The organism is Sphingobium sp. YR768 (assembly GCF_900111125.1).
Taxonomy (GTDB): domain Bacteria; phylum Pseudomonadota; class Alphaproteobacteria; order Sphingomonadales; family Sphingomonadaceae; genus Sphingobium.
Genome location: NZ_FOGE01000010.1, coordinates 120,780 through 144,416, shown reverse-complemented (window position 1 = coordinate 144,416; position 23,637 = coordinate 120,780). Strand labels below are relative to the sequence as shown.

At 64.7% G+C, this 23,637-nt stretch carries 26 protein-coding genes and 1 riboswitch; of the genes, 21 read left to right on the top strand and 5 right to left on the bottom strand.

Going from position 1 to position 23,637, the window contains the following annotated elements; translation table 11 throughout:
- Positions 1 to 12 precede the first annotated feature (12 nt).
- Both BMX92_RS13450 and BMX92_RS13445 read left to right on the top strand, forming a co-directional pair.
- Complete coding sequence (locus BMX92_RS13450) at positions 13 to 1,410, top strand: porin (protein WP_093017262.1); 1,398 nt, start codon at positions 13 to 15, stop codon at positions 1,408 to 1,410.
- Between the two features lie 103 nt (positions 1,411 to 1,513).
- Positions 1,514 to 3,529, top strand: coding sequence for a TonB-dependent receptor (locus BMX92_RS13445; RefSeq protein ID WP_093017260.1), 2,016 nt, complete (start codon positions 1,514 to 1,516; stop codon positions 3,527 to 3,529).
- Here the strand turns inward: BMX92_RS13445 and BMX92_RS13440 are convergent.
- The 3 genes from BMX92_RS13440 to BMX92_RS13430 form a co-directional block, all read right to left on the bottom strand.
- Positions 3,513 to 4,025 carry a hypothetical protein gene (locus BMX92_RS13440; RefSeq protein ID WP_093017258.1) on the bottom strand — a complete coding sequence of 171 codons (513 nt, stop codon included), beginning with the start codon at positions 4,023 to 4,025 and terminating at the stop codon, positions 3,513 to 3,515. The genes BMX92_RS13445 and BMX92_RS13440 overlap by 17 nt on opposite strands.
- Positions 4,026 to 4,140: 115 nt before the next feature.
- Positions 4,141 to 4,917 carry an SDR family NAD(P)-dependent oxidoreductase gene (locus tag BMX92_RS13435; RefSeq protein WP_093017256.1) on the bottom strand — a complete coding sequence of 259 codons (777 nt, stop codon included), beginning with the start codon at positions 4,915 to 4,917 and terminating at the stop codon, positions 4,141 to 4,143.
- Positions 4,918 to 5,056: 139 nt separating this feature from the next.
- On the bottom strand, positions 5,057 to 5,887 hold the full coding sequence (locus BMX92_RS13430; protein ID WP_093017254.1) for an alpha/beta fold hydrolase: 831 nt from the start codon (positions 5,885 to 5,887) through the stop codon (positions 5,057 to 5,059).
- Between the two features lie 132 nt (positions 5,888 to 6,019).
- On the opposite strand from BMX92_RS13430, the gene BMX92_RS13425 reads away from it, so the two are divergent.
- From BMX92_RS13425 to BMX92_RS13365, 14 genes are all read left to right on the top strand, one after another.
- The gene (locus BMX92_RS13425; RefSeq protein ID WP_093017252.1) at positions 6,020 to 7,009 is read left to right on the top strand and encodes a GlxA family transcriptional regulator; all 990 of its coding nucleotides are present in this window, start codon (positions 6,020 to 6,022) and stop codon (positions 7,007 to 7,009) included.
- A 197-nt stretch (positions 7,010 to 7,206) separates the two neighbouring features.
- Entirely contained in the window at positions 7,207 to 8,721 is a 1,515-nt protein-coding gene (gene rmuC / locus BMX92_RS13420) for a DNA recombination protein RmuC (protein ID WP_093017250.1), read from the top strand.
- A gap of 82 nt (positions 8,722 to 8,803) precedes the next feature.
- Positions 8,804 to 8,977, top strand: a complete 174-nt coding sequence (locus BMX92_RS27360) for a hypothetical protein (RefSeq protein ID WP_177185040.1) — start codon at positions 8,804 to 8,806, stop codon at positions 8,975 to 8,977.
- A 219-nt stretch (positions 8,978 to 9,196) separates the two neighbouring features.
- The gene (locus tag BMX92_RS13415; protein WP_093017248.1) at positions 9,197 to 9,826 is read left to right on the top strand and encodes a nicotinate-nucleotide adenylyltransferase; all 630 of its coding nucleotides are present in this window, start codon (positions 9,197 to 9,199) and stop codon (positions 9,824 to 9,826) included.
- 75 nt (positions 9,827 to 9,901) lie between these two features.
- Entirely contained in the window at positions 9,902 to 10,291 is a 390-nt protein-coding gene (gene rsfS, locus BMX92_RS13410) for a ribosome silencing factor (RefSeq protein ID WP_093017246.1), read from the top strand.
- Between the two features lie 139 nt (positions 10,292 to 10,430).
- Complete coding sequence (locus tag BMX92_RS13405; protein ID WP_093017244.1) at positions 10,431 to 10,853, top strand: 23S rRNA (pseudouridine(1915)-N(3))-methyltransferase RlmH; 423 nt, start codon at positions 10,431 to 10,433, stop codon at positions 10,851 to 10,853.
- A gap of 135 nt (positions 10,854 to 10,988) precedes the next feature.
- Positions 10,989 to 12,224 carry a murein hydrolase activator EnvC family protein gene (locus BMX92_RS13400; RefSeq protein ID WP_093017242.1) on the top strand — a complete coding sequence of 412 codons (1,236 nt, stop codon included), beginning with the start codon at positions 10,989 to 10,991 and terminating at the stop codon, positions 12,222 to 12,224.
- A 23-nt stretch (positions 12,225 to 12,247) separates the two neighbouring features.
- A complete protein-coding gene (locus tag BMX92_RS13395) occupies positions 12,248 to 12,478 on the top strand; it encodes a type II toxin-antitoxin system VapB family antitoxin (RefSeq protein ID WP_256213421.1) in 231 nt (76 codons plus the stop codon).
- Positions 12,475 to 12,852 (top strand): type II toxin-antitoxin system VapC family toxin, encoded by a 378-nt coding sequence (locus tag BMX92_RS13390; protein ID WP_093017240.1) that lies wholly within the window; start codon positions 12,475 to 12,477, stop codon positions 12,850 to 12,852. Before BMX92_RS13395 ends, BMX92_RS13390 begins: the two co-directional genes overlap by 4 nt.
- Positions 12,853 to 12,956: 104 nt before the next feature.
- The gene (locus tag BMX92_RS13385; RefSeq protein WP_093017315.1) at positions 12,957 to 14,303 is read left to right on the top strand and encodes a S41 family peptidase; all 1,347 of its coding nucleotides are present in this window, start codon (positions 12,957 to 12,959) and stop codon (positions 14,301 to 14,303) included.
- A 101-nt stretch (positions 14,304 to 14,404) separates the two neighbouring features.
- Positions 14,405 to 14,899: a disulfide bond formation protein B gene (locus BMX92_RS13380; RefSeq protein ID WP_093017238.1), complete on the top strand. Its 495-nt coding sequence runs from the start codon at positions 14,405 to 14,407 to the stop codon at positions 14,897 to 14,899.
- Positions 14,896 to 15,450, top strand: a complete 555-nt coding sequence (locus BMX92_RS13375) for a demethoxyubiquinone hydroxylase family protein (protein WP_093017236.1) — start codon at positions 14,896 to 14,898, stop codon at positions 15,448 to 15,450. Before BMX92_RS13380 ends, BMX92_RS13375 begins: the two co-directional genes overlap by 4 nt.
- A 13-nt stretch (positions 15,451 to 15,463) precedes the next feature.
- The gene (locus BMX92_RS13370) at positions 15,464 to 15,994 is read left to right on the top strand and encodes a hypothetical protein (protein WP_093017234.1); all 531 of its coding nucleotides are present in this window, start codon (positions 15,464 to 15,466) and stop codon (positions 15,992 to 15,994) included.
- A gap of 89 nt (positions 15,995 to 16,083) precedes the next feature.
- The gene (locus tag BMX92_RS13365; protein WP_371262335.1) at positions 16,084 to 16,485 is read left to right on the top strand and encodes a hypothetical protein; all 402 of its coding nucleotides are present in this window, start codon (positions 16,084 to 16,086) and stop codon (positions 16,483 to 16,485) included.
- Positions 16,486 to 16,502: 17 nt separating this feature from the next.
- Here the strand turns inward: BMX92_RS13365 and BMX92_RS13360 are convergent, their stop codons facing one another.
- Together BMX92_RS13360 and BMX92_RS13355 are read right to left on the bottom strand one after the other, a co-directional pair.
- On the bottom strand, positions 16,503 to 18,077 hold the full coding sequence (locus BMX92_RS13360) for an amidase (RefSeq protein WP_093017230.1): 1,575 nt from the start codon (positions 18,075 to 18,077) through the stop codon (positions 16,503 to 16,505).
- Complete coding sequence (locus BMX92_RS13355; RefSeq protein ID WP_093017228.1) at positions 18,074 to 18,487, bottom strand: DUF1801 domain-containing protein; 414 nt, start codon at positions 18,485 to 18,487, stop codon at positions 18,074 to 18,076. Before BMX92_RS13355 ends, BMX92_RS13360 begins: the two co-directional genes overlap by 4 nt.
- A 33-nt stretch (positions 18,488 to 18,520) precedes the next feature.
- Positions 18,521 to 18,682: riboswitch (yybP-ykoY riboswitch) on the top strand.
- Positions 18,683 to 18,728: 46 nt separating this feature from the next.
- Between BMX92_RS13355 and BMX92_RS13350 the strand changes: the two genes are divergently transcribed.
- The 5 genes from BMX92_RS13350 to BMX92_RS13330 all read left to right on the top strand — a co-directional run bounded on the left by BMX92_RS13350 (position 18,729) and on the right by BMX92_RS13330 (position 23,584).
- Positions 18,729 to 19,307, top strand: a complete 579-nt coding sequence (locus BMX92_RS13350; protein ID WP_093017313.1) for a TMEM165/GDT1 family protein — start codon at positions 18,729 to 18,731, stop codon at positions 19,305 to 19,307.
- A 102-nt stretch (positions 19,308 to 19,409) separates the two neighbouring features.
- Positions 19,410 to 20,336 carry a complex I NDUFA9 subunit family protein gene (locus tag BMX92_RS13345; protein WP_093017226.1) on the top strand — a complete coding sequence of 309 codons (927 nt, stop codon included), beginning with the start codon at positions 19,410 to 19,412 and terminating at the stop codon, positions 20,334 to 20,336.
- 108 nt (positions 20,337 to 20,444) lie between these two features.
- Positions 20,445 to 21,254 carry an undecaprenyl-diphosphate phosphatase gene (locus BMX92_RS13340; protein ID WP_093017224.1) on the top strand — a complete coding sequence of 270 codons (810 nt, stop codon included), beginning with the start codon at positions 20,445 to 20,447 and terminating at the stop codon, positions 21,252 to 21,254.
- Positions 21,255 to 21,419: 165 nt separating this feature from the next.
- Entirely contained in the window at positions 21,420 to 22,865 is a 1,446-nt protein-coding gene (locus BMX92_RS13335; RefSeq protein WP_093017222.1) for an NAD(P)-dependent oxidoreductase, read from the top strand.
- The gene (locus tag BMX92_RS13330; RefSeq protein ID WP_093017220.1) at positions 22,865 to 23,584 is read left to right on the top strand and encodes a DUF2059 domain-containing protein; all 720 of its coding nucleotides are present in this window, start codon (positions 22,865 to 22,867) and stop codon (positions 23,582 to 23,584) included. The genes BMX92_RS13335 and BMX92_RS13330 overlap by 1 nt, the downstream gene beginning before the upstream one ends.
- Positions 23,585 to 23,637: the final 53 nt, after the last annotated feature.

Here is a 23,637-nt window from a genome sequence, read left to right as displayed (position 1 = left end):
AGGGAGGATGATATGAAGGGGACGTTGCGCCTGATGAGCGCGGCTGGAGCGCTGATGCTCGCCGCCACCGCAGCGCCGGCCATGGCCGGCACCACTGCGGATCTGCTGAAGCGGCTGCACGAAAAGGGCATCCTGACCGACGATGAATATCAGGAACTGGTGAAGGGGCAGGCTACCGAAACGGCGCAGGCCGCCGCCGCACCCGCCCCGGCCGTAACGCCCGATGCATCGGGCGGCGCGGGCTATGTGCGGATGACAGAAAGCGGCGTGGGGCTTCAGGTCGGCGACGTGACGCTGAAATTCTCCGGCTCCGTCAACGGTTTCTATGTGCATGACAATGGCGATGCGCCCAGCGCGACCAATGCGGTGACGGGCGGCGTCGCGACCGTGGGCGGCAGCACCTCGGCCGTGCGCAACGGCCTGCTCCCCGGTTTCCTGAAGGTGGAGGCAACCACGACGCAGGGCGGCTGGGACGTGGGCGCGCATTTCGGCATGTATCCCGGCATCAACAGCGTCAGCTATTCGGGTGGCGGCGCGAACAGCGGCGGCAATCCCCGCGCGCTCCAGACCAGCGGCATCGATTTCCGCCAGACCTATCTGACGTTCGGCCGGGCCGGTTTCGGCGAGGTGAAGATCGGCCGCGACATCGGCCTGTTCCAGTCCGAAGCGATCCTGAACGATATCACCCTGCTGTCGTCGGGCACCCCGGCCGGCAATGTCGCCCCGTCCAACACCACATTGGGGCGGATCGGCACCGGCTATATCTACACCGATTTCCAGCCGCAGATCACCTATACCACGCCCAGCTTCAGCGGCTTTACCGCCAGCATCGGCATTTTCGAACCGCTCTCTTCGCTAACCGGCCCGGCCGAAACCAACAAGCAGCCCGGTTTCCAGGCCAAGTTCATCTATGACGGCAAATTCGGCGACGTCGCGACCCGCCTCTGGCTGTCGGGCACCACGCAGAAGCATAATGTCGACCTGGGCCCCGACTATACCGGCTGGGGCTGGGATGCGGGCGCGAAGGTCACTTTCGGCCCGGTCACGGTGGTCGGCACCTATTATGATGCGTCAGGGCTGGGCACGACCGCGCTCAACCTGTTCGACACCGATGGGCTGGGCAACAAGCGCGACAGCCATGGCTTCTATCTTCAGGGACTGGCGACCTTCGGCAAGATTTCGGTCGGCGGCAGCTATGGCGAGAGCAATCTCGACTATGCCAATGCCGCCGATGCGCTGGCCAACCCGACGCTGGTGGACAAGAATAGCAGCTGGGTCGGGCAGGTCCGCTATGGCCTCAATAGCTGGGTCACGCTGCTGGCCGAATATGTGAATACGAAGTCGGAAGCGCATAACGGCAACAAGGCAACGTCGGACGCCGTCGCGGCAGGCGCAATTCTCTTCTTCTGACCGAAGGACCAATGTCACGAAGCGGGGGCCGCATCCTAGAAGGGATGCGGCCCTTTTTTGATCAAGGCTTGAAAAACAAGCATAGGGGCGCGAGGGGATCGCTATGAAAAATTTCGTGCTGCCTGCCATTTTGCTGACCGTTCCGACCGCCGCGCTAGCGCAGGCGCCCGATGAGGCCGCCGGGGACGCATCCGCCATCATCGTGACGGGCGCTGGGCTGGATCTGCCGCCCGGCACGCCAGCCTATGGATCGGTGGTGATCGACCGGCAGCGCCTGCTGGACAGCGCGTCGGACCGGATCGAAAGCGTGTTGGGGGACGTCGCCGGGTTCCAGCAGTTCCGCCGATCGGACAGCCGTTCGTCCAACCCCTCCAATCAGGGCGCGACGCTGCGGGCGCTGGGCGGCAATGCGTCCAGCCGGACACTGATGCTGCTGGACGGCGTGCCCGTCGCCGATCCCTTTTTCGGCTATATTCCCTTCAGCGCGCTGGCCCCGGAACGCCTGTCGGTGGTCCGGGTGACGCGCGGCGGCGGCATCGGCGCCTTTGGCGCGGGCGCGGTGGCCGGCACGATCGAAATGGCCAGCGCGACGCGCGACCAGTTGCCCGATTTTACCGCCAGCGCCTTCTACGGCAGCCGCGATTCGACCGAGCTGTCCGCTGGACTGACCCAGGATCTGGGCGGCGGCTATGTCTCGCTGTCGGGCCGCTGGGACCGGGGCGATGGCTTCCAGACCACGCCGAAGGACCAGCGTGTCTCTGCCACCGTGCCCGCCGCCTATGATGGCTGGTCGACCAATTTGCGGGCCGTAGCGCCCCTGTCCGCTCGCTCGGAACTGCAATTTCGCGCGACCCTGTTCGAGGATAATCGCACCCTGCGTTTCAAGGGCGCGGACAGCATGAGCCAGGGGCAGGATGCCAGCATCCGCTATATCGATCGCGGACCGTGGCAGGTGGACGCGCTGGCCTATATCCAGGCGCGCAACTTCTCCAATATCGTGATGTCCTCCTCCACTTTCCGCAAGTCGCTGGACCAGCGCAACACGCCCTCCACCGGCATCGGCGGCAAGATCGAGATACGGCCGCCCGTGGGAGACGCCCATATGCTGCGGCTGGGCGTGGATACGCGCTTTGCCACCGGCGACATGTATGAGGATGCCTATAACGCCAATGTCGCCGCCAATCCGCGCACCTTCCTGCGCCATGCCGGCGGCGATCAGTGGACGCGCGGCATCTTCATCGAGGATGACTGGACGCTCGGCGATCTGGTGCTGACCGGCGGCGCACGCGCCGATCGCTGGTCGATCACCAACGGCTTCTATCATCAGGTCAGCGCCTCCACCGGCGCAGCGACCGGCAGCGACTATGCCGACCGGTCGGGCTGGGAGACGTCCGGCCGGATCGGCGCGCTCTATCATGTGGCTGATGCGGTGGCGCTGCGGGCATCGGCCTATAGCGGTTTCCGCCTGCCGACCCTGAACGAACTCTATCGCCCCTTCGTGGTCTTCCCGATCACGACGCAGGCCAATGCCGCGCTCAATCCGGAAAAGCTGAAGGGTGCGGAAGCGGGCATCGACCTGACCCCGGCCAAGGGGATCACCCTGTCGGCCACAGCCTTCTACAACCGGCTGGACGACGCGATCGCCAATGTGACGATCGCCACCAACACGCGCCAGCGGCAGAATGTCGACCGGATCGTCGCCAAGGGCGTGGAACTGACCGCCGCCGCAAAGCTGGGCGATATCAACCTGTCGGCCTCCTACGCCTATAGCCACAGCCGCGTGCATGCGCCGGGCGCCGCCTTCGACGGCTTCACCCCGGCCCAGACACCGCGCCATGCCGCCAGCGCCACGGTCGCCTACAGCCCCGCCTCCGGCCCGTCGCTGTCGACCACGCTGCGCTATGTCGCCAAACAATATGAGGACGACCTGCAAAGCGACGTCCTGCCCGACGCACTGACGGTGGACGCCATCGCCCGCCTGCCGGTCGGCCATGGGATCAACCTGGTGGCGCGCGGCGAAAATCTGTTCGACAAGGCGGTGGTCACCCGCAATTCGGGCGGATCAATCGATCTGGGCACGCCGCGTACACTGTGGATCGGCGTCACATTCGGGGGGTAAGGAAGGGCTGTTGATCGCGGCTGGGCTGACGCAGGATCGCCGCGCCCAGGATCAGCATGACGATCAGCAGCAGCCCCTGCGCGGCGAGGAAGGGCGGCTCCTTGCCGGTCGGTGCGAAGGCGTTGAGCGCCGGCACCTTCAGGAAGCTCTGCACCACCAGAACGAACAGGTTCATCCACAGGGCGGCGGTGGCGCTCACTGCATAGACGGCGCGCGCCCGTCCGCGCAGCTTGAGCCCATAGAGCGCGACGAAGGCAAGGATCAGCACCAGCGTCGAGATTATCCCCACCCCGATCGCGGGCGTGAAGCCGCGAAAGGGAAAGAGGAAGCCGGTCAGGCTGGTGAGCAGGGTGGTGACGAGGAAGATCGCCTGCGTGCGCGGCAGGAAATGCCCCCGCGCCTGCGCCGGCAGCGCGATGAGGCCGCTAACGATGCCGACCAGACTGATCGCGACATGCAGCGCGATGAAGACGGGAATGGAAAGACCGAGGATCATGATGCTTCTCCTTGGAAAGCTCTCTCAATTCCGTTCGCCCTGAGCCTGTCGAAGGGCCTCTTTTCTTTAGGAAAGGAGGGGGCTTCGACAGGCTCAGGGCGAACAGTGTTGCTATTCAAGCCCGATAGCGGGCCGCCGCGTCTTTCAGCGACAGATTGGGCCGCAAGGCCGCCCGCGCCGCCAGATAGGCGTCGAGGTCGGCATTGTCGGGCAGCGCGGGAATCGTGATCGGCTCGCCCATGTCCAGCCCAGCCAGCGCCGCGTCGACCATCACCTCGACATCCATCACCATGGCGGCGGGGATGTTGGCGATCTGCTCTGCGGTCCAGATGGCGGTACGGGTGATGCCGGGCAGCACCGCCTGCACCTTCACCCCCTTGGCGCCCAGTTCGACCTGCAACGCTTCGGTAAAGGCCAGCACATAGGCCTTGCTCGCCGGATAGACCGCGGTGAAGCCATCGGGCATCAGCGCCGTGACCGACGTGATGTTGATCAGCGTCCCCGCCCCCTTCGCCGCAAAGCGGGGCGCGACAGCGCGGGACAACCGCGTCACCGCCAGGATGTTGAGGTCGATAAGGCCGGTCAGATAGGCCGGGTCCGTCTGGGTAAAGGCCTGTTCGCCGGCGATCCCGGCATTGTTGATCAGGCCGGTGATGGCGTCATCATCGCGCAGCCGCGCCTCGATCCGGGCGAGATCGTCGGCTTTCGACAGGTCGGCCGCGATCACCTCGACGGCGACTCCGGTTTCGCGCAGGCTGGCGGCCAGCGCCTCCAGTCTCTCGGCCCGCCGGGCGACGAGGATAAGATTGGCGCCGCGCTTCGCAAAACGATCGGCATAGACCGCGCCGATACCGTCCGACGCGCCGGTGATGAGAATGGTGTCTTTGGTCATGGGATGTCTCCAGTTATAGAGCAATTTTGATCCCGTTCGCCCTGAGCGAAGTCGAAGCCCTCTGCTGAGCGAAGCGAAGCAGCCTCCCTTCGGTCGGCCGAGCCCTTCGACTTCGCTCAGGGCGAACGGAACTTTGTTGTCAGCCGTTGATGAAATCGAGCAGGTCGGCGTTGAACCGGTCCTGATGAGTCTGCGTCAGCCCATGGTCGGCGCCTTCATACACGATCAGCACCGCATCCGTAACGATCTTCACCGTGGAGAGGGCGGCCGCGCCGATCGGCACGATCTGGTCGTCATCGCCATGCAGGACGAGCGTTGGCACATCGACCTTCGCCAGATCGGCATGGAAATCGCTTTCCGAAAAAGCGCGGATCGAGTCGAGCTGGCCCTTGAGGCCACCCATCATCCCCTGCCGCCAGAATTCGTCGCGGATACCTTCGGAGATCACCGCGCCTTCCCGGTTGTAGCCATAGAAGGGGATCGTCAGATCCTTGAAGAACTGGCTGCGATTGTCGAACGTCCCCTTGCGGATGCCATCGAACACCTCGATCGGCAGCCCGCCCGGATTGGCCTCCGTCTTCAGCATCAGCGGCGGCACCGCGCCGATCAGCGCCAGCTTGGCGACCCGGCTGGTGCCATGGCGGCCGATATAGCGGGTGACTTCGCCACCGCCGGTCGAATGGCCGACCAGCACCACATCCTTCAGGTCCAGCGCTGCGATCAGGTCGGCCAGATCGTCGGCATATTGGTCCATATTATTATTGTCCCACACCTGATCCGACCGGCCATGGCTGCGGCGGTCATGGGCGATGGTGCGGAAGCCTTGTTGGGCGAAGAAGACCATCTGCGCGTCCCAGGCGTCGGCCGACAGCGGCCAGCCATGGGAGAAGATGATCGGCTGACCATCGCGCGGCCCCCAATCCTTGTAGAAGATGCGGGTGCCGTCCTTGGTGGTGATGAAATTGCTCATGATGAAAGTCCCTTTCCGTCTCTGGAAGAGCGTCTCTCACGCCCTGTGCTTGCAGAATTAGGGGGAATCGCGGAGGATCGGGATTGGCGGTTCCGACATTAAGCGGGCCGATTCCGACATCGGAGCGTTCACATGCCCCCAGCCCCTCTGCCGAAAGCCGAAATCGGCATTCTCCTCTATCCCCGTTGCCAATTGTCGATGGCCTATGGGCTGACGGACATGATCGCGATCGCCGGGCAATTTTCGATCGACCATGGCGGCCAGACCCTGCGCGTCAGTCGTTGGGAGCATCAGCCCGATGGCGGTTTCGCCCGCAGCCATGACACGCACCCGGAACTGGGCGACGCCACCCGCCCGGAAATCTGGCTGGTGCCCGGTCGCCTGACCGGCGTGCCCGATGCACAGGAGGCCGCGCCCTATGCCCGCTGGCTGGTGGACCGCCATGCCCAGGGCGCCACCCTCGCCTCCAATTGCGGCGGCGCCTTCCTGCTGGCGGCGACAGGCCTGCTTTCCGGCCGGCCCGCCACCACCCACTGGTGGTTCGCCGACCAGTTCCGCACCCGCTTTCCCGATGTGAAACTGGATTGCGACCGCATCGTCATCGATGATGGCGACATCATCACCGCCGGCGGCCTGATGGCCTGGACCGACCTGGGCCTGCGGCTGGTCGACCGGTTGCTGGGGCCGACAGTGATGCTCGACACCGCCAAATTCCTGCTGATCGACAGCGCCGGGCGCGAACAGAAGCATTTCGCCCGCTTCATGCCGCGCCTGACCCATGGGGACGAAGCGATATTGAAGGTGCAGCACTGGCTCGCCGCGCGGGAAGCGAAGGCGATCAGCGTCGGCGAAATGGCGACGCAGGTCGGCATGGAGGAGCGCACCTTCCAGCGCCGCTTCAAGGCGGCCACCGCCATGACGCCGATCGAATATGTCCAGCATCTGCGCGTCACCAAGGCGCGCGAACATCTGGAATTCACCAGACGCACCGTCGACCAGATCGCCTGGAGCGTCGGCTATGAGGATGCCGCCGCCTTCCGCAAGCTGTTCCACCGCCTCGTCGGCCTGTCGCCGGGCGACTATCGCAGCCGCTTCGCCGCGCCAGCCGCACAGGCGGCATGATCATACTTGCGGGGAAGACGGGAGGCGTTTAGGTTCCCGTTTCGTTCTAGACACCATCCAATAATAGAAAACACCGTTCGGGCTGAGCGAAGTCGAAGCCCTCTACTGAGCGAAGCGAAGTGACCTCCCTTTCGGTCGGTCCAGCCCGTCGACTTCGCTCAGGGCGAACGGAGCCTAATGAGGTTAAAGCAAATCCCATGGACAGCCTGACCGCCCTTCTGATCGTCATCGCGCTGCTGATCGGCCTTGCCGTCGGCTGGCTGCTCAAGGGCAGGGCGCTGGCGCCGCTCGCCGCCGAGAAGGCCGATCTGGCCACGAAACTCGACCTCGCCGCCGCCCAGCGCAACGCCGCCATCGCCGAACTGGCGGTGGAGCAGGAACGGGTGACGCAGGGCCATGCCCAGATCGCCCGGGTCGAATCGGCGCTGCACGCGGCCGACCAGCGGCTGGAATCGGCCCAGCTTGCCGCCAGCGAGAAGGTAGACGCGCTACAGGCCGCCGCCGCCCATCGGATCGAGGCGATCCAGACCGAACGCGAAGCCGCCCTGCGCGAACTGGCCGGCCTCAAATCCGACATCGAAGCCCGCACCCGCGCGTTCGAACAGCAGATCGCCGCCCTGAAGGACGCGAAGGAACAGCTTTCCGCCCAGTTCAGCGAGATTGGCAGCAAATTGCTCGACCAGGCCCAGACCCAGTTCCTGACCCGCGCCGACCAGCGCTTCGCCCAGGCCAATGAGAAGAGCGAGGCGCAGCTCAAGACCCTGCTCAATCCGGTCGAAACCACGCTGAAACGCTATGAGGAAGGGCTCGCCCGCGTCGAGAAGGATCGCGTCGGCAGCTATGCCGAACTGCGTGAGGCGGTGCAGCAGGTGCATCTGGGGCAGGGACAGGTGCGCGAGGAGACGGCCAAGCTGGTCAATGCGCTCCGCGCCGCGCCCAAGACGCGCGGCCGCTGGGGCGAACAGCAGTTCAAGAATCTGATCGAGACCGCCGGCCTCTCCCCCTTCGTGGATTTTCAGGAGGAAGTATCGGTCGCGGTCGAAGATGGCCGGATGCGACCCGACTTCATCATCAATCTGCCGGGCGACCAGCAGATGGTGGTGGACGTCAAATGCTCGCTCGTCGCCTATCTGAATGCCGTCGATCAGGTCGATCCGGCGCTGCGCGACGCCCATATGCTCGACCATGCCCGCGCCATGCGCACCCATGCCGACGCGCTGGGGCGCAAGGCCTATTGGGAACAGTTCGACAAGGCGCCCGACTTCGTCATCATGTATGTCCCCGGCGACAATTTCGTCACCGCCGCGCTGGAGGCGGACATGGACCTGTGGGAACGCGCCGCCAAGAATCGCGTCATCATCTGCGGCCCCGCCACCTTCCTCCCCCTCGCCCGTACGCTGGCGGGCCATTGGCGGCAGGCCAAGATGCAGGAACAGGCGCAGCAGGTCGGCCATCTGGGCAAGGAATTGTACGAGCGGCTTGCGGTCGCGGCCGGCCATTTGCGCAAGCTCGGCTCCGGCCTCAACAGCGCTGTGTCCAACTATAACAGCTTCATCGGCAGCTTCGAAAGCCGCGTCCTTTCCACCGGCCGCAAGTTCCGCGATCTCGACATCGAAACCGGCGGCAAGGAAATTGAGACGGTCGAGCCGCTGGACGTGATCGCCCGCGACGCGCAGGCGGACGAGGCAAAGGCGCTGCCCGCCGCCGAATAAAAGAACGGAACAAGCCCGCCGCCGCCGCGTATCTTCTCTATAAGCGACCATAATCCCCCGTGGTCGCGGACAGGAGAGCATCATGTGGAAGGCCCTGCTGGGGCGCCGCCCGCTGCGTCGGCGCACCGTCCCGATCCCGGATCGGCCCCCGATCGGAAAAGACCGCCCCGTGCGCGACGATCCCTTTGCGGACCTGATCGCGCAACTGAACAAGATCCCCTATCAGCGCCGCCGCAAGGCCGGGATGGGCTGCTGAAATCTGTCCTATTTCAGCGGTGCGCTCTATAAGCGATGCACGGTCCAGCGGATTATGCCCTGCGTACTATAATTTCCAACTTTTGTTTCATAATGTCGAAATTTGCGGGAAATATGCGAAGTTAAGCGCGCATGTTCCTATCGCCCGCCGCCCCGATGCAGCCCCGGCGCGCGCCCGCGGCCCATTGCCGCCCCGCCCCGGCGCTGGCATGGCAGCGTCATGAAACGCATCGGCCTGCTCGGCGGCTCCTTCAATCCGGCCCATGGCGGGCATCGCGCCATTTCGCTCTTTGCCAAAGACGCGCTCGATCTCGATGAAATCTGGTGGCTCGTTTCGCCCGGCAATCCGCTGAAACCCGCCAAGGGCATGGCCCCGCTACCCGCCCGCCTCGCTCATGCCCGCAAGGTCGCCCGTCGCGCCCCGATTCGCGCCACCGCGATCGAGCGGCATTTGCGCACCCGCTACACCATCGACACGCTCCGCGCGCTGACCGGACGCTACCCCCGCCACCGCTTCATCTGGCTGATGGGGGCGGACAATCTGGCGCAATTTGGCCAGTGGCGCGACTGGCGTGGCATCGCCCGACAAATGCCCATTGCCGTAATCGCCCGTCCGGGCTATAATGAGGCTGCCCGTGGCTCTGTGGCCATGAGCTGGCTGCGGCGCTTCGTCCGGTCCGCGCGCCAGAGTGCAGACTGGACGAATTGGAGACCACCGGCGCTCGTGCTATTGCGCTTTCGCCCTGATCCAAGATCGGCGACCCTGCTGCGGCAGGCGGACCCCCTCTGGCATCGCGAATATGAAGCAACGTGTGTGCGCGATCCGCTCACGCGCCGGTTGGTCGTATGAAGCATTTCGAGGAGGACCGCCGCAGGCGGGCATCCGGCTCGGAAATGCGGCCAGCACAAACAGATTGGAGCTTAATTGACTAACCTCGCCCCTGCCAACGATACCGCGCTTGGCGCAGAATCCGTGGCCGCCCTGCACGCCATCGTCATGCAGTCGCTCGACGACGATCAGGCACAGGAAACCATCTCCATCCCGCTGGAAGGCAAGAGCAGCATCGCCGATCATATGGTGATCGCGAGCGGCCGTTCGTCGCGCCAGGTCGCGGCCATGGCCCAGCACCTCGCCGAACGCATCAAGAAGGAAACGGGCCGCTCCGCACGGGTCGAAGGCCTGCCCGTCGCCGATTGGGTGCTGATCGATGCCGGCGACGTGATCGTCCATCTGTTCAAGCCGGAAGTGCGCAGCTTCTACAATCTGGAACGGATGTGGGGCTTCGTCGACGCACCGGTCGCGGGCAACGCCTGAGAATATAAACGACCGTTCGGACCTTCGACAAGCTCAGGAGAGCGAAGTCGAAGCCCTGCACTGAGCGAAGCGAAGTGGCCTCCCTTGCGGTCGGCCGAGCCCTTCGACAAGCTCAGGGCGAACGGGCTTGGGTGTAGCTATGCTCCTCCACATCATCGCGCGCGGCAAGATCGGGCGATCGCCCGAGGCCGAACTGGTCGACCGCTATGTCAAGCGGCTGACCATGCCGCACAAGATCACCGAAATGCCCGACCGGGGTGGCAAGCTGCCCCCCGTCGGCCCCGGCACCGTCACGGTCATGCTGGACGAAAAGGGCAAACAGCTCGGCTCCATGGATTTCGCTCGCCGGATCGAGGGCTGGCGCGACGCAGGCACGCGCGAATGCCGCTTCCTGATCGGCGCGGCGGACGGCTTCGATGATGCCGACCGGGCCAATGCCGATCTGCTGATCGCTTTTGGCGCGATGACCTGGCCGCACATGATGGCCCGCGCGATGCTGGCCGAACAGCTCTGGCGCGCCTGCTCCATCCTCTCCAACCACCCCTATCATCGCGAAGGCTGAAGCATTCTGGAGTCGGCTGGCACAGCCGACGACTCGCAGAATGCGACCAACAAAAGAAAGAGCGGCGAACGACGTTCGCCGCTAGAAAGCCGCCTGCTTTCCGCCTAGTCAGGGCGAAATAAGGCAGGGCATCGGGTGAAGCGCAATCTCCTCATCGCTGGCGGACTGGCGGGCCTTCTGGCTCTCGCCGCCACGCGCCTGCCCGCCGCCGACGACAGCGCCATCATCCTGTCCGGCACCGCCGGCACTACGCTGGCGCAGGAACAGCAGGCGCTCAAAAACGCCCGCCGCCAGTCGGACGAAGCGCGCGACCGCTCCGCGCGCCTCGACCAACAGGCCGGCGCCGCCCGCGACGAAGCCGAACAGGCCCGTCGCCGCGCCGCCGCCGTCGCTGCCCGCATCCAGCAGGCGGAGGCGGATATTCAGGCGGCGCAGGCCCGCATCGCCATCATCGCCCGGTTGCAACGCGCGCAGGCCGCGCGCCTTGCGGCCAAACAGGAGCCCGTGGTCCGGCTGACCGCTGCGCTCCAGATGATGGCCCGGCGTCCGCTTGCCTTGGCGCTGGTCCAGCCCGGATCGGTGGCCGATGCCGTGCATATGCGCGCGGTGCTGGGCCAGATCCTGCCGGTGATCCAGCAACGCACCGCAGGTCTGCGGCAGGAACTGGACAAGAGCCGCGCCCTGCGCGCCACCGCCCAGCAGGCCGCCGATGCGCTGGGCAAGGCGCAGGCCGACCGCAAGGATCGCCAGACCGCGCTTGCCGCCCTCGAAGCGCAAAAGCGCGTCGCCGCCCGCGACTATCGCGCCAATGCGGGGCTGGAGAGCGAACGCGCGCTGGCGCTGGGCGAGCGGGCTCGCGACATCGTCGACCTGATGGACCGGCTGGAGGAAGCCGGCGATTTGCGCGACCGGCTGGCCGCCCTGTCCGGCCCGCTGCTGCGCCCTGCCCGCCCCGATCAGGCCGCCGCCCCCGCGCCCGAACGCGAAAACGCCGCCGATGGCCCGCCACCCTATCGCCTGCCGGTGATCGGCCAGCTCGTCACCGGCATGGGCGAGGTGAATGACGGCGGCGTCCGCTCGCGCGGCCTGACACTTGTGACGCAGCCCGGCGCGCAGGCGATCGCCCCCACGGCGGGTCGCGTCGCCTTTGCCGGTCCCTATCGCGACTATGGCCAGATATTGATCATCGACCATGGCCAGGGCTGGACCACCCTGATCACCGGCCTCCACCGCGTGACCGCGCAGGTCGGCGACAGCGTGCGCCAGGGCGACCCCGTCGGCATCACCGGCCCCGAACGCCCGAACATCACCGTCGAACTGCGTCGCAACGGACGCCCGGTGGATATCGTGCCGCTGGTGGGGCTGGGGTGAGGTATTGAAGACGGCATCATTTGATGCTAATTTTTGTGCCTTGCGGAGAAAAGATGATGCGCACAACCGTCGTTCTTGATGACGAACTTATGGCGAAGGCCCAGCAATATACTGGCCTCACCGAAAAATCGGCACTGCTGCGGGAAGCGCTCAAAGCATTGGTGAACCGCGAAGCAGCGCGGCGCCTTGCCCTTTTGGGCGGCTCTGACCCCGATGCCAAGGCAGCACCCCGTCGTCGTTCACCCATGCCGTGATCCTGATCGATAGCTCGATATGGATTGACCATCTGCGCAGTGAAAACCCGCTGTTGCAAGCGCTGCTCAATGATGGCCAAGTTCTTGGACATGCCCTCGTCACCGGAGAGATTGCCATGGGTAGCTTGCGGCGACGGCAGGACGTTCTGGAGATGCTTGATGATCTGCCCCAGGCAATTGAAGCGGACCATGGCGAGGTAAGATTGCTGATCGAGAAAGCGACGCTTTTCGATCTGGGCATTGGCTATCTCGATTCGCATCTGCTGGCGTCCACCCGGTTGATGCCTGGCGCAAAATTATGGACGCGGGATCGCAGACTGCATGATGCTGCCGCTTGTCTGGGCATCGCCTTTCAATCTGATCGGCCCCATTAACCCGACGCTCATCGACCCTGCGCGACACTCCATCGAAGCGCGCTTTTGCGTTGGCACGCGAATCGGCCTATATCGGGGATCAGATGCCGGAATCTAGGACAGCCATGAAATCCACCTTCCTCCAGGGCGCGGTTGCGCTCGGGGCGCTTGCGCTCATCCCTGCTACGACTGCCGCTCTCGCCGATGGGGAAGCGTCGAGCTACAAGGCGCTCGATGAATTCATGGATGTGTTCCAGAAGGTGCGCAGCGACTATGTCGAGAAGGTCGACGATGAAAAGCTGATCAAGGGCGCGATCGACGGCATGCTGGCCAGCCTCGACCCGCACAGCAGCTTCCTTGACGCGCGCGACTTCCAGAATCTGCGGACCCAGACGGAGGGCAGCTATGGCGGCCTGGGCCTGTCGGTCACGCAGGAGGATGGCGCGGTCAAGGTGATTGCGCCCACGCAGGACACCCCCGCCTGGCGCGCGGGTATCAAGGCGGGCGACTATATCACCCATATCGACGGGCAGTTGATCTATGGCGGCACGCTGGACGAGGCGGTGGACAAGATGCGTGGCGCGCCGGGCACCAGCCTGAAGCTGACGCTGGTCCGCGCCGGTCGCGACAAGCCGATCGAATTGACCCTGACGCGCGAGATCATTCAGCTCAAGCCCGTCAAATGGGAAGTGAAGAACAATATCGGCGTCATCAACATCGTCAGCTTCTCGGCCAACACCGGGGCGGACGTCCGCTCGGCAATCCGCAGCATCGACAAGTCGCTGGGCCACAAGCCCACCGGCTATATCCTCGACCTGCGCTCCAACCCCGGCGGCCTACTGGACGAGGCGGTGAGCGTCAGCGATACCTTCCTGGAGCGGGGCGAAATCGTATCGCAGCGTGGCCGGGCGAAGGGCGATGTCGAGCGCTATTACGCCAAGCCCGGCGACGATGCGAAGGGGCTGCCGGTGATCGTGCTGGTCGATGCGGGCTCCGCCTCGGCCTCCGAAATCGTGGCCGGCGCCTTGCAGGATCAGCATCGCGCGCTGGTGATGGGCGAACGCAGCTTCGGCAAGGGATCGGTCCAGACCATGTTGCCGCTGTCCAGCACGACCGCGCTCAAGCTGACCACGGCGCGCTACTATACGCCGTCGGGCCGCAGCGTGCAGGAAGGCGGCATCCAGCCGGATATCCGCGTGCCGCAACTGTCCGACCCCGATTACAAGAACCGACCGAAATTCCGCGAAAGCGATCTGCGCCGTCACCTGATCAACGAGATCAAGACCGACGACAAGGCGCTGGAAGAGGACACGAAGGACGATCCACGCTTCGCCATGTCGGCCGAGGATCTGAAGAAGAAGGGCGTGGAGGATTTCCAGCTCGACTATGCCTTGAAGACCATCTCGCGCCTCGCCAGCACGCCGGGCGCGACCATCGCGCAGGCGCAGGCCCGCAAGCCGGCGGCGAAATGATCCGATGTCCTTCGGTTCTGGCCGCGCCCGAACCGAAGGACATCCTTATCGTTCAACAAGTTCAGCATGACGAAAGGCGGACGAGGGTTTAAGCGGGCATCATGAACAGCCTGTCTCCCTCCCTCGCCAAGGCGCGCGCTCTGGCCTTGATTGCGCCACTCCTCATGCTGGCTGGCGCCTATGCTTTCCAATATATTGGCGGCTTGCACCCGTGCGAAATGTGCTGGTGGCAGCGTTATGCCCATTTCGCGGCGATTCCGCTGGCGCTGATCGCCTATCCCGCGCGCGGCCGCGCCTGCATCAGCGGCCTGTTCGCCGGGTTCGCCGGTATTGCCGTGGGCGTAAGCGGCCTCATCGGCCTGTTCCATGCGGGGGTCGAATATGGCTGGTGGGAAGGGCTGACCACCTGTTCCACTTCGCCCGCCGGGGGCAGCGCCACCGATCTGCTCAACCAGATCATGGCCAGTCCGATCGTGCGGTGCGATGTCGCCCCCTGGCACCTGTTCGGCATTTCGATGGCGGGCTATAACGGCCTCTTGTCCAGCGCCGTCGCACTCGCCATCTTGGCCCTGCTGCTGAAAGCGAGGAAAGCATGAGCGCCGCAAAGGATTTTCCGCGTCCCGGCAAGCGGTCCACCCCGGCCGACCGCGCATCCATGGTGCGCGTCGATCAGGCGGGCGAGTTCGGGGCCGTGCGCATCTATGGCGGGCAGTTGGCGGTGATGGGCGATCGCCACCCCTATGGCCGGCTGATCGCGGGCATGGCGGCGCAGGAGGAACGGCATCGCGCCGCCTTCGACGCGATGATCGCCCGGCGCGGCGTACGCCCTACGGTGCTGGCGCCGATCTGGAATGTCGCGGGCTTTGCGCTGGGCGCGGTCACGGCGGCGATGGGGCCACGGGCCGCCATGGCCTGCACCGCCGCCATCGAAACCGAAATCGACCAGCATTATGCCGACCAGCTGGAACAGCTGGGATCGGACGATCCGGAACTCTCCACCGCCATCGCGGATTTCCAGGCGGAGGAGGTCGAGCATCGCGAAGCCGCCATCGCCCATGGCGCGGAGCAGGTGCCGGCCTATCCCCTGCTCTATGGGGCGATCCGGCTGGGCTGTCGCGCCGCCATCGCGCTGTCGAAGCGCATCTGATAAGGACGGATATATGAACAGGATTCCGATGATCGCCAGCAGCCTGACCATGGGCATGATGCTGGGCGCGTCCGTCCCCGCCATCGCGCAGCCGGCCAGCAGCACGACGGAAAAAGTCAATATCGTCATCGTCTATGGCGAAGACGCCTGCCCGCAGAGCAAGGGCGACGATATCGTCGTCTGCGCGCGCAAGGGCGAGGAAGAGCGTTACCGCATCCCCGAACCTTTGCGTGGCGACCCCAACATGCCCAGCCATCAGGCCTGGGGTGAACGGGTGCGGTCGATGGAATATGTCGGCGCCAGCGGCACGGAAAGCTGCTCGCCCGTGGGCGCGGGCGGCACCACCGGCTGCTTCACCCAGCTCGCCCGCCTTGCCAAGGCGGAACGACAGGCGGCGGACAATGCCAGCTGGAAGGATCTGGTCGAAGCGGAGCGCGCCAAGCGCCTGTCCACGATCGATGCCGACAGCAAGGCGATCGAAGAGCGGGTGAAGGCGGAAGAAAAGGCCGAGCAGGAGCAAAAGGGCACGCCGCCCCAGCCATGACGGTTCGGGAACGCCGGTGGCGTCTTCGCCTTGAATCGCCGGGCGCGGGGCGCACCCGGCATTCGACAGGGGATATGAAGGATATTTCTATGCGACGCTCTGTCGTGCTTCCCCTGATCGGCGCCTTGCTGATCCCGATGCTCCCCGCGCCCGCGCTCGCGCAGCCCGAGCCGCCGCCGGATCGCATCATCAACCTGCTGGTCTATGGCGACGACCCTTGCCCAGAGAGCAAGGGAGACGAGATTGTCGTATGCGCGCGCAAGCCCGAATCCGAACGTTATCGCATCCCCAAGAAGCTGCGCGAAAAGCCCGAACCCGTCGGTGGTCCGGGCTGGGGCAGCCAGGTGGCGACGATGGAACAGACGCAGCGCCAGACCCTGCCCAACAGTTGTTCGGTCATCGGCAGCAACGGCTTTACCGGCTGTACCGCCCAGATGCTGCAACAATGGTTCGCCGAACGGCGGATGCAGGAAAGCAACGGCGAACCGTAAGAATCGGGCCGTAAAAATCAGGGAAGATGGCCTTCCAGTTCCGGGCCGGTATCGGCGGTCGGGCGGAAGGAGGGCCTGACATGGATGCCCGACGCCTGTTCATAGGCCAGCCCTGCATCCAGCAATGTCTGTTCGGCATAGGCCGTACCGATAAAGCTCAGCCCCACCGGCAGGTCGCGCACCAACCCCATCGGCACGGTCAGATGCGTATAGCCCGCAATCGCCGCCGGGCCGGTCGATCCGCCCGGCCCCTCATATTGATCGCCCCACACCGTATCGGACGGCCAGGCCGGGCCGTAGCTGATCGTCACCAGCAGGTCAGCGCGGTTGTCGGCCAGCATGGCGTCGATCCCTTCCCGTCCGGCCAGCCGCAGCGATTTCTCCCGTGCTGCCTTGTACGCTGCATCGTCCAACCCCGCCTTGGCCTGCGCCATCGCAAAAATCTCCTGCCCGAACAGCGGCATTTCCCGATCGGCATGGGCGGTGTCGAAGGCGATCAGATCCTCCAGCGTCCGGACCTGCACCTGATCGGCGCGGGTCGTCGCCAGATAGGCGTTCAGGTCCGCCTTGAACTCATATTGCAGCACGTCGTAGCTGGCGGCGGACATGCCCTCCATCGCGGGCTTCTTCACCTCGACCAGCGTCGCGCCCAGCCCCTTGAGCACGGCCAGCGCCGTCTCATAGCGGGCCAGCAATTCCGGCTGTGCCCCGCCGCGCAGCACGCCGATGCGCATGTCCCTGATCTTTGCCGGGTCGAGCGCGGCGGCATAATCCTTTGCATGGGCCATGGCGTCAGCGGTGGCCGGATCGCCGGGATCGCTGGCGATGAGAGCAGACAACAGGATCGCGACGTCGCGCACGCTGCGCGCCATTGGCCCGGCCGTGTCCTGGCTGTGGCTGATCGGCACGATATGGGTGCGCGGGATCAGGCCGATCGTGGGCTTCAGCCCAACAAGACCCATCATCGATGACGGGCAGATGACCGACCCGTTCGTCTCGCTGCCGATCGCGCCGGGCGCGAAGCCGGCCGCCACCGCCGCCCCCGATCCGCTGGAGGAGCCACAGGTGGTGCGATCGAGCGCATAGGGATTGCGGGTGAGGCCACCGACCGCGCTCCATCCGCTCATTGACCGTTCCGACCGGAAATTGGCCCATTCGGACAGGTTGGTCTTGCCCAGAATGATCGCGCCCTTCGCTTTCAGCGCGGCAGCCACGGGCGAATCCCGGCCCGGATCGTTGCGGGCGAGCGCGAGCGATCCGACGGTCGTCGGCATGCCCGCCACCTCGATATTATCCTTGAGCAGGATCGGCACGCCATGGAGCGGCCCGCGCAGCTTGCCCGCACGCCGTTCCGCATCCAGCGCGCGTGCCTGTGCAATCGCCTGCGGATTGAGCGTGATGATGCTGTTGAGCCGTGGCCCCTTGCGGTCCATCGCGGCGATGCGTTTGAGATAGGCCCGCACCATCTTCTCGCTGCTCGTCCGTCCGCTGGCCAGATCGGCGGACAGGGAGGCGATCGTCGCCTCCTCCACCTGCGCCTGCACGGGCGATGCGATCAGCAGCAGGGCAAGGATCGGCAGCAGACACTTCATTGCGGATAGACCTTATCCATATGGGCGATGCTCCTGACGATCAGCGCTTCCAATACCGCCATGTCGACGCCTGCCAGCCGCTTGACATAAAGGCAGCCTTTCCCACGGCGATACTTGCCCAGCAGCGCTAAATCATCATCTTCCAGTCCCGCCAGATAGAAGACCAGTTCCGCTTTGCGCGGCGAAAAGCCGATCCGGCACATGTCGCCTTCCCGCCCGCTGTCATAGCGATAATGATAGCGACCAAAACCGATGATACTCGGCCCCCACATGGCCGCCGCCTCGCCCGACAGGCGCGCCATAAGCGCTGTGACCGTCCGGCCATCCGTCTGCCGCTCTGCCGGTTCGACCCGCGCCAGAAAATCCTCGACCGCTGCGTCCGTCTCGACCGTCTTGTTCGCCTGCGCCATGGCTTGCCTTCCCCGCCTGCCTCGTCTAGAGGCTAGCGCGTCATCTGGGGAGTAGCCAGCCGTTCCGATTGCCGGAACGGGCCATACGTCAACATATTTGGCCGAGAGGTCATGGCGTATGGGAAGCAGCCAAAGGCTGCATCGGGCGAGACCAATGGCATCGGCGCTTTTCTGTCCGGCCGGGCGGGAAGCGACGGTGGCATTGTGTCTGTCAATCTTCGCCCGGCCCCGGAACAGTCAGATGGAAGCTCTTCTTACCTCCGCCGCTTTGGTCGCGCTCGCCGAAATGGGCGACAAGACGCAGTTGCTCGCCATGCTGCTCGCCACCCGCTTCAGGAAGCCGGTGCCGATCATCCTGGGCATATTATTTGCGACGCTCGCCAATCATTTCCTCGCCGCGCTGGTCGGCCATTCGATCGCGGGCGTGCTGACGCAGGGCTGGTTCCGCTATGCGGTTGCCGCCTCCTTCATCGCCATGGCCGCCTGGACGCTGGTCCCCGACAAGATCGACGAAAATGCCCCGCTCAAGGCACCGTCGAAGGCCGGCGTATTCATGACCACACTGATCGCCTTCTTCCTGGTGGAGATGGGTGACAAGACGCAGGTCGCGACCGTGGCGCTGGGCGCGCGGTTCGACAATCTGATCGCCGTCACCGCCGGCACGACGCTGGGCATGATGCTGGCCAATGTGCCGGCCGTGCTGTTCGGCGAAGCGCTGGGGCGCAAGGTGCCGATGCGCGCCTTGCAGGTCGGCGCTGCGCTGCTTTTCCTGGGTCTGGGCCTGTGGATGCTCGCTGACTTGCAGGGCTGGATCGGCTAAAAAGCGGACCGTGCAGCGTGCGGGCGGTTGTCAGCGCGCGGCGGAAGTTGCAAGGGGATTGGCAGAGTCATTCCCCTTATCGATGAACATGGGACGCGCGTGATGAAGGACAGTCTGGTTACGATCTTCGGCGGCGGCGGCTTTCTAGGCCGGCAGGTTGCGCAGGCGCTGATGGCGCGCGGCGCGCGGGTGCGGATCGCCCAGCGCGACCTGGCCGTCGCGGTCAAGGTGAAGTCGCTCGGCAATCTGGGCCAGAGCCAGTTCGTGGGCGCCGACATCCGCAAGCCTGCGACCGTCGCCCGCGCCATTGCGGGCAGCGACATCGTCATCAATCTGGTCGGCATCCTGTCGGGCGATTTCGACGCGGTCCAGCATGAAGGCGCCGCCAATGTCGCGCAGGCCGCGGCAGCCGCCGGCGTGAAGGCGCTGGTCCATATCTCGGCGATCGGCGCGGACGCGAACAGCCCGTCGGCCTATGGCCGGTCGAAGGCGGCTGGCGAGGCCGCGGTCAAGGCCGCCTTCCCGACCGCGACCATCCTGCGTCCCTCGATCATCTTCGGCGCGGAAGACCAGTTCCTCAACCGCTTCGCCCAGATCATCGGCTCCGCGCCGGTGATCCCGGTGATCGGCGCGGCGACCAAGTTCCAGCCCGTCTATGTCGCCGATGTGGCGCAGGCGATCGCCAATGCGGCCGAACAGCCGGGCGTTTTCGGCGGCAAGACCTATGAAGTCGCCGGTCCGCAAGTGCTGAGCATGAAGGAGATCAACGCCTGGATCGCCAAGGCGATCGGTCGCGACAAGCCTCTAGTGGAAGTGCCCAATGGTTTCGCCACGCTGCTGACGCTGCTGCCAGGCGGCCCCATCACCCGCGACCAGCTTGCCATGCTGGGTCGTGACAATGTCGCGACGGCAGGCTCGGAAGGACTGGAGGCGCTGGGCGTCGCCCCGACGCCGATGGGCGCGGTCGCCGACAAGTGGATGGTGCGTTATCGCCGCCACGGCCGCTTTGCCGGCCGGGCGAGCGCCTGAACTGCAACCGAAAATGACAGGGCGGGGCACGCATCACGCTGCCCCGCTTTTCATGCCCCTCCCCGCAAACCGGGGAGGTTTTTTATGCCAGGACATTAGGGACCATCCATGGACCTCCATTATCTGACCGTCATCCTGCTGGGCATCGTCGAAGGGCTGACCGAATTTCTGCCCGTCTCCTCGACCGGCCATCTGATCCTGGCGAGCGAATTGCTGGGCTATGACGCCGCCACCTGGGCGATGTTCAACGTCGTGATCCAGCTTGGCGCGATCCTGGCGGTGGTGGTGCTTTACTGGCGCACCTTCTGGGCGGTCGGCATGGGCCTGTTGCGGCGCGAGCCGACAAGCTGGCGCTTCCTGCGCAACCTCATCATCGCCTTCATTCCTGCGGCCGTCATCGGGCTTGCGGTGCATGACTATGTCGAAATGCTGCTCGGCGCTCCCAAGGTCGTCGCCTGGGCGCTGATCGTCGGCGGCATCGCCATTTTGCTGATCGAACGGGCGGTAAAGGAACAGCGTTTCCACGGCATTGCCGATATTCCCGTGCTGCGCGTGATCGGCATCGGCCTGATCCAGTGTATCGCGATGATCCCCGGCGTCAGCCGTTCGGGCGCGACGATCATGGGCGCGCTGACACTGGGCGTGGAACGACGCACGGCGGCCGAATTCAGCTTCTTCCTCGCCATCCCGACCATGCTGGGCGCGACGACGCTGGAACTGCTCAAGAAGGGCGACCAGATTACCAGCGCGGCCGTGGGCTGGGACAGTATCGCGCTGGGCTTTGTCGTCGCCTTCATCGTGGCGCTGCTGGTCATCAAATGGTTCGTCGGCCTGGTGTCGAAACATGGCTTCGCCCCCTTCGCCTGGTATCGAATCATCGCAGGCATCGCCGCGCTCATCTGGCTCACGGCCAGATAGTTCCGATACGGACCTAATAAACTGGCATTATTTGCGATCCATTCTCAAAAAAGGCAAAAACAGCTATATAATAGGTCATTATAACTGTCCTATATGCCAGAATCCACGTGACTCCGTGGGTTTTTATGCTATGCGCGCTTCAGCAACATAGGCAGGGACAGGGTAATGGGCGACAATCCGATGCTGAAATTCGTGGGCAAGGCGCAGGCCTACCCGGAAAAGCGCGCGGCCGATGATCGCGCCGATGACTTTCTGGAAATCAGCAAGTCCTTCATTCTGGACAAAGCCGAGGAACAGGCATCGCGTTGCTCGCAATGCGGCGTGCCCTATTGTTCGACCCACTGCCCGCTGCACAATCATATCCCCGACTGGCTGCGCCTGACCGCCGAAGGGCGCCTGCGCGAAGCCTATGAACTGTCGAACCTGACCAGCACCATGCCGGAAATCTGCGGCCGCATCTGCCCGCAGGACCGGCTGTGCGAGGGCAACTGCGTCATCGAATTTTCCGGCCATGGTTCCGTCACCATCGGTAGCGTCGAGAAATACATCACCGACACCGCCTGGAAGGAAGGCTGGGTCGAACCTTTGGTCCCCGGCAAGCCGCGCGGCCAGTCGATCGGCGTGATCGGCGCAGGTCCGGCGGGCCTGACCACCGCAGAATATCTACGCGTGGCTGGCTATGACGTGCATGTCTATGATCGGCACGATCGGGCCGGCGGGCTGCTGATCTATGGCATCCCCGGCTTCAAGCTGGAGAAGGACGTCGTCATGCGCCGCGTCCAGCGCCTGAAGGACGGCGGCATCGTCTTCCATGAAAGCTTCGAGGTCGGCCGCGACGCCACGATGGAGCAGTTGCGCGAGAAGCATGACGCGATCCTGATCGCGACGGGCGTGTACAAGCCGCGCGATATCAAGGCGCCAGGCGTCGGCGCACCGGGCGTGGTCAAGGCGCTCGATTATCTGACCGCGTCCAACAAGGCCGGATTTGGCGATGCCGTGCCGGAGCATGAGGATGGCACGTTGCTCGCCACGGGCAAGAATGTCGTCGTCATCGGCGGTGGCGACACCGCGATGGACTGCGTGCGCACCGCAATCCGCCAGGGCGCGAAGTCGGTGAAGTGCCTCTATCGCCGCGACCGGGAAAATATGCCCGGATCGCAGCGCGAAGTCGCCAATGCCGAGGAAGAAGGCGTCGAGTTCGTCTGGCTGACCGCGCCGATCGCGTTCGAAGGCACGGAGCATGTCACTGGCGTCAAGGTGACGAAGATGCGTCTGGGTCAGCCTGATGCTTCGGGCCGCCGCGCGCCCGAACCCGATCCGGGCAGCGAACATACGCTGGAGGCCGATCTCGTCATCAAGGCGCTGGGTTATGACCCGGAAGAACTGCCCCGCCTGTTCGGTGCGGAAGACCTGTCCGTCACCCGCTGGGGCACGCTGCGCGTCGATCACAAGACGATGATGACCAGCATGGACGGCGTGTTCGCGGCGGGCGACATCGTGCGCGGCGCATCGTTGGTCGTCTGGGCGATCCGCGACGGCCGCGACGTGACCGACCATATGCACCGCTATCTGAAAGCCAAGGCAAAGGCTGGCGAGAAGGTCGCGGCGTGATGCGCGCCGCTATCCTATCCCTGCTCCTGCTGGCGGCTCCGGTCGCGGCACAGGCGCAGCCGGTCGGCGCGCAGGCCGAAGCCACGGCATCGGTCGATCCGACGCTGCTGGCCAAGGCGCAACCCATCGCCGCCATCATCCTGCCGAACGGCACTATGGAACGGATGATGGGGCCGATGATGCAGAAGATGATCGGCCCGATGATGGACGGCATGACCAAGATGCCGATCCGCGAATTCCTGAAGGTCGGCGGGATGGACCCGGAACAAGCGGACAGTCTGGGCGAGGCCACGATCGAGCAGATGATGGCGATCATCGATCCCAATTTCCGCAAGCGGATGGACGTGATCGTCAACACCATGATGCCGGCAATGGGTCGCTTCATGGGCCGGTACGAACCGGATATGCGGGAAGGCATGGCCGAAGCCTTTGCCCACCGCTATGATGCGGCCGAACTGGACCAGATCGCAGCCTTTCTGAAGACTCCGACCGGCGGCAAGTTCGGGGCGGGCTTCATGGAGCTGGCGACCGATCCGCACTATATCGGCCGCATGCAGAAGATCATGCCCGATATGATGCGGGCCATGCCGGACATTCTGAAATCGTCCGAAGCCGAACTCGCGAAACTGCCGAAACCGCGCACCTATAATGATTTGAGCAAGGCCGAACGCGATCGTCTGACCGCCTTGCTCGGCGCGGATGCCAAGAAGGCGAACTGACAATCGGAACCGGCATCATCCGGCTCCAGCAAGTTGACAGCGGCCATGACCGG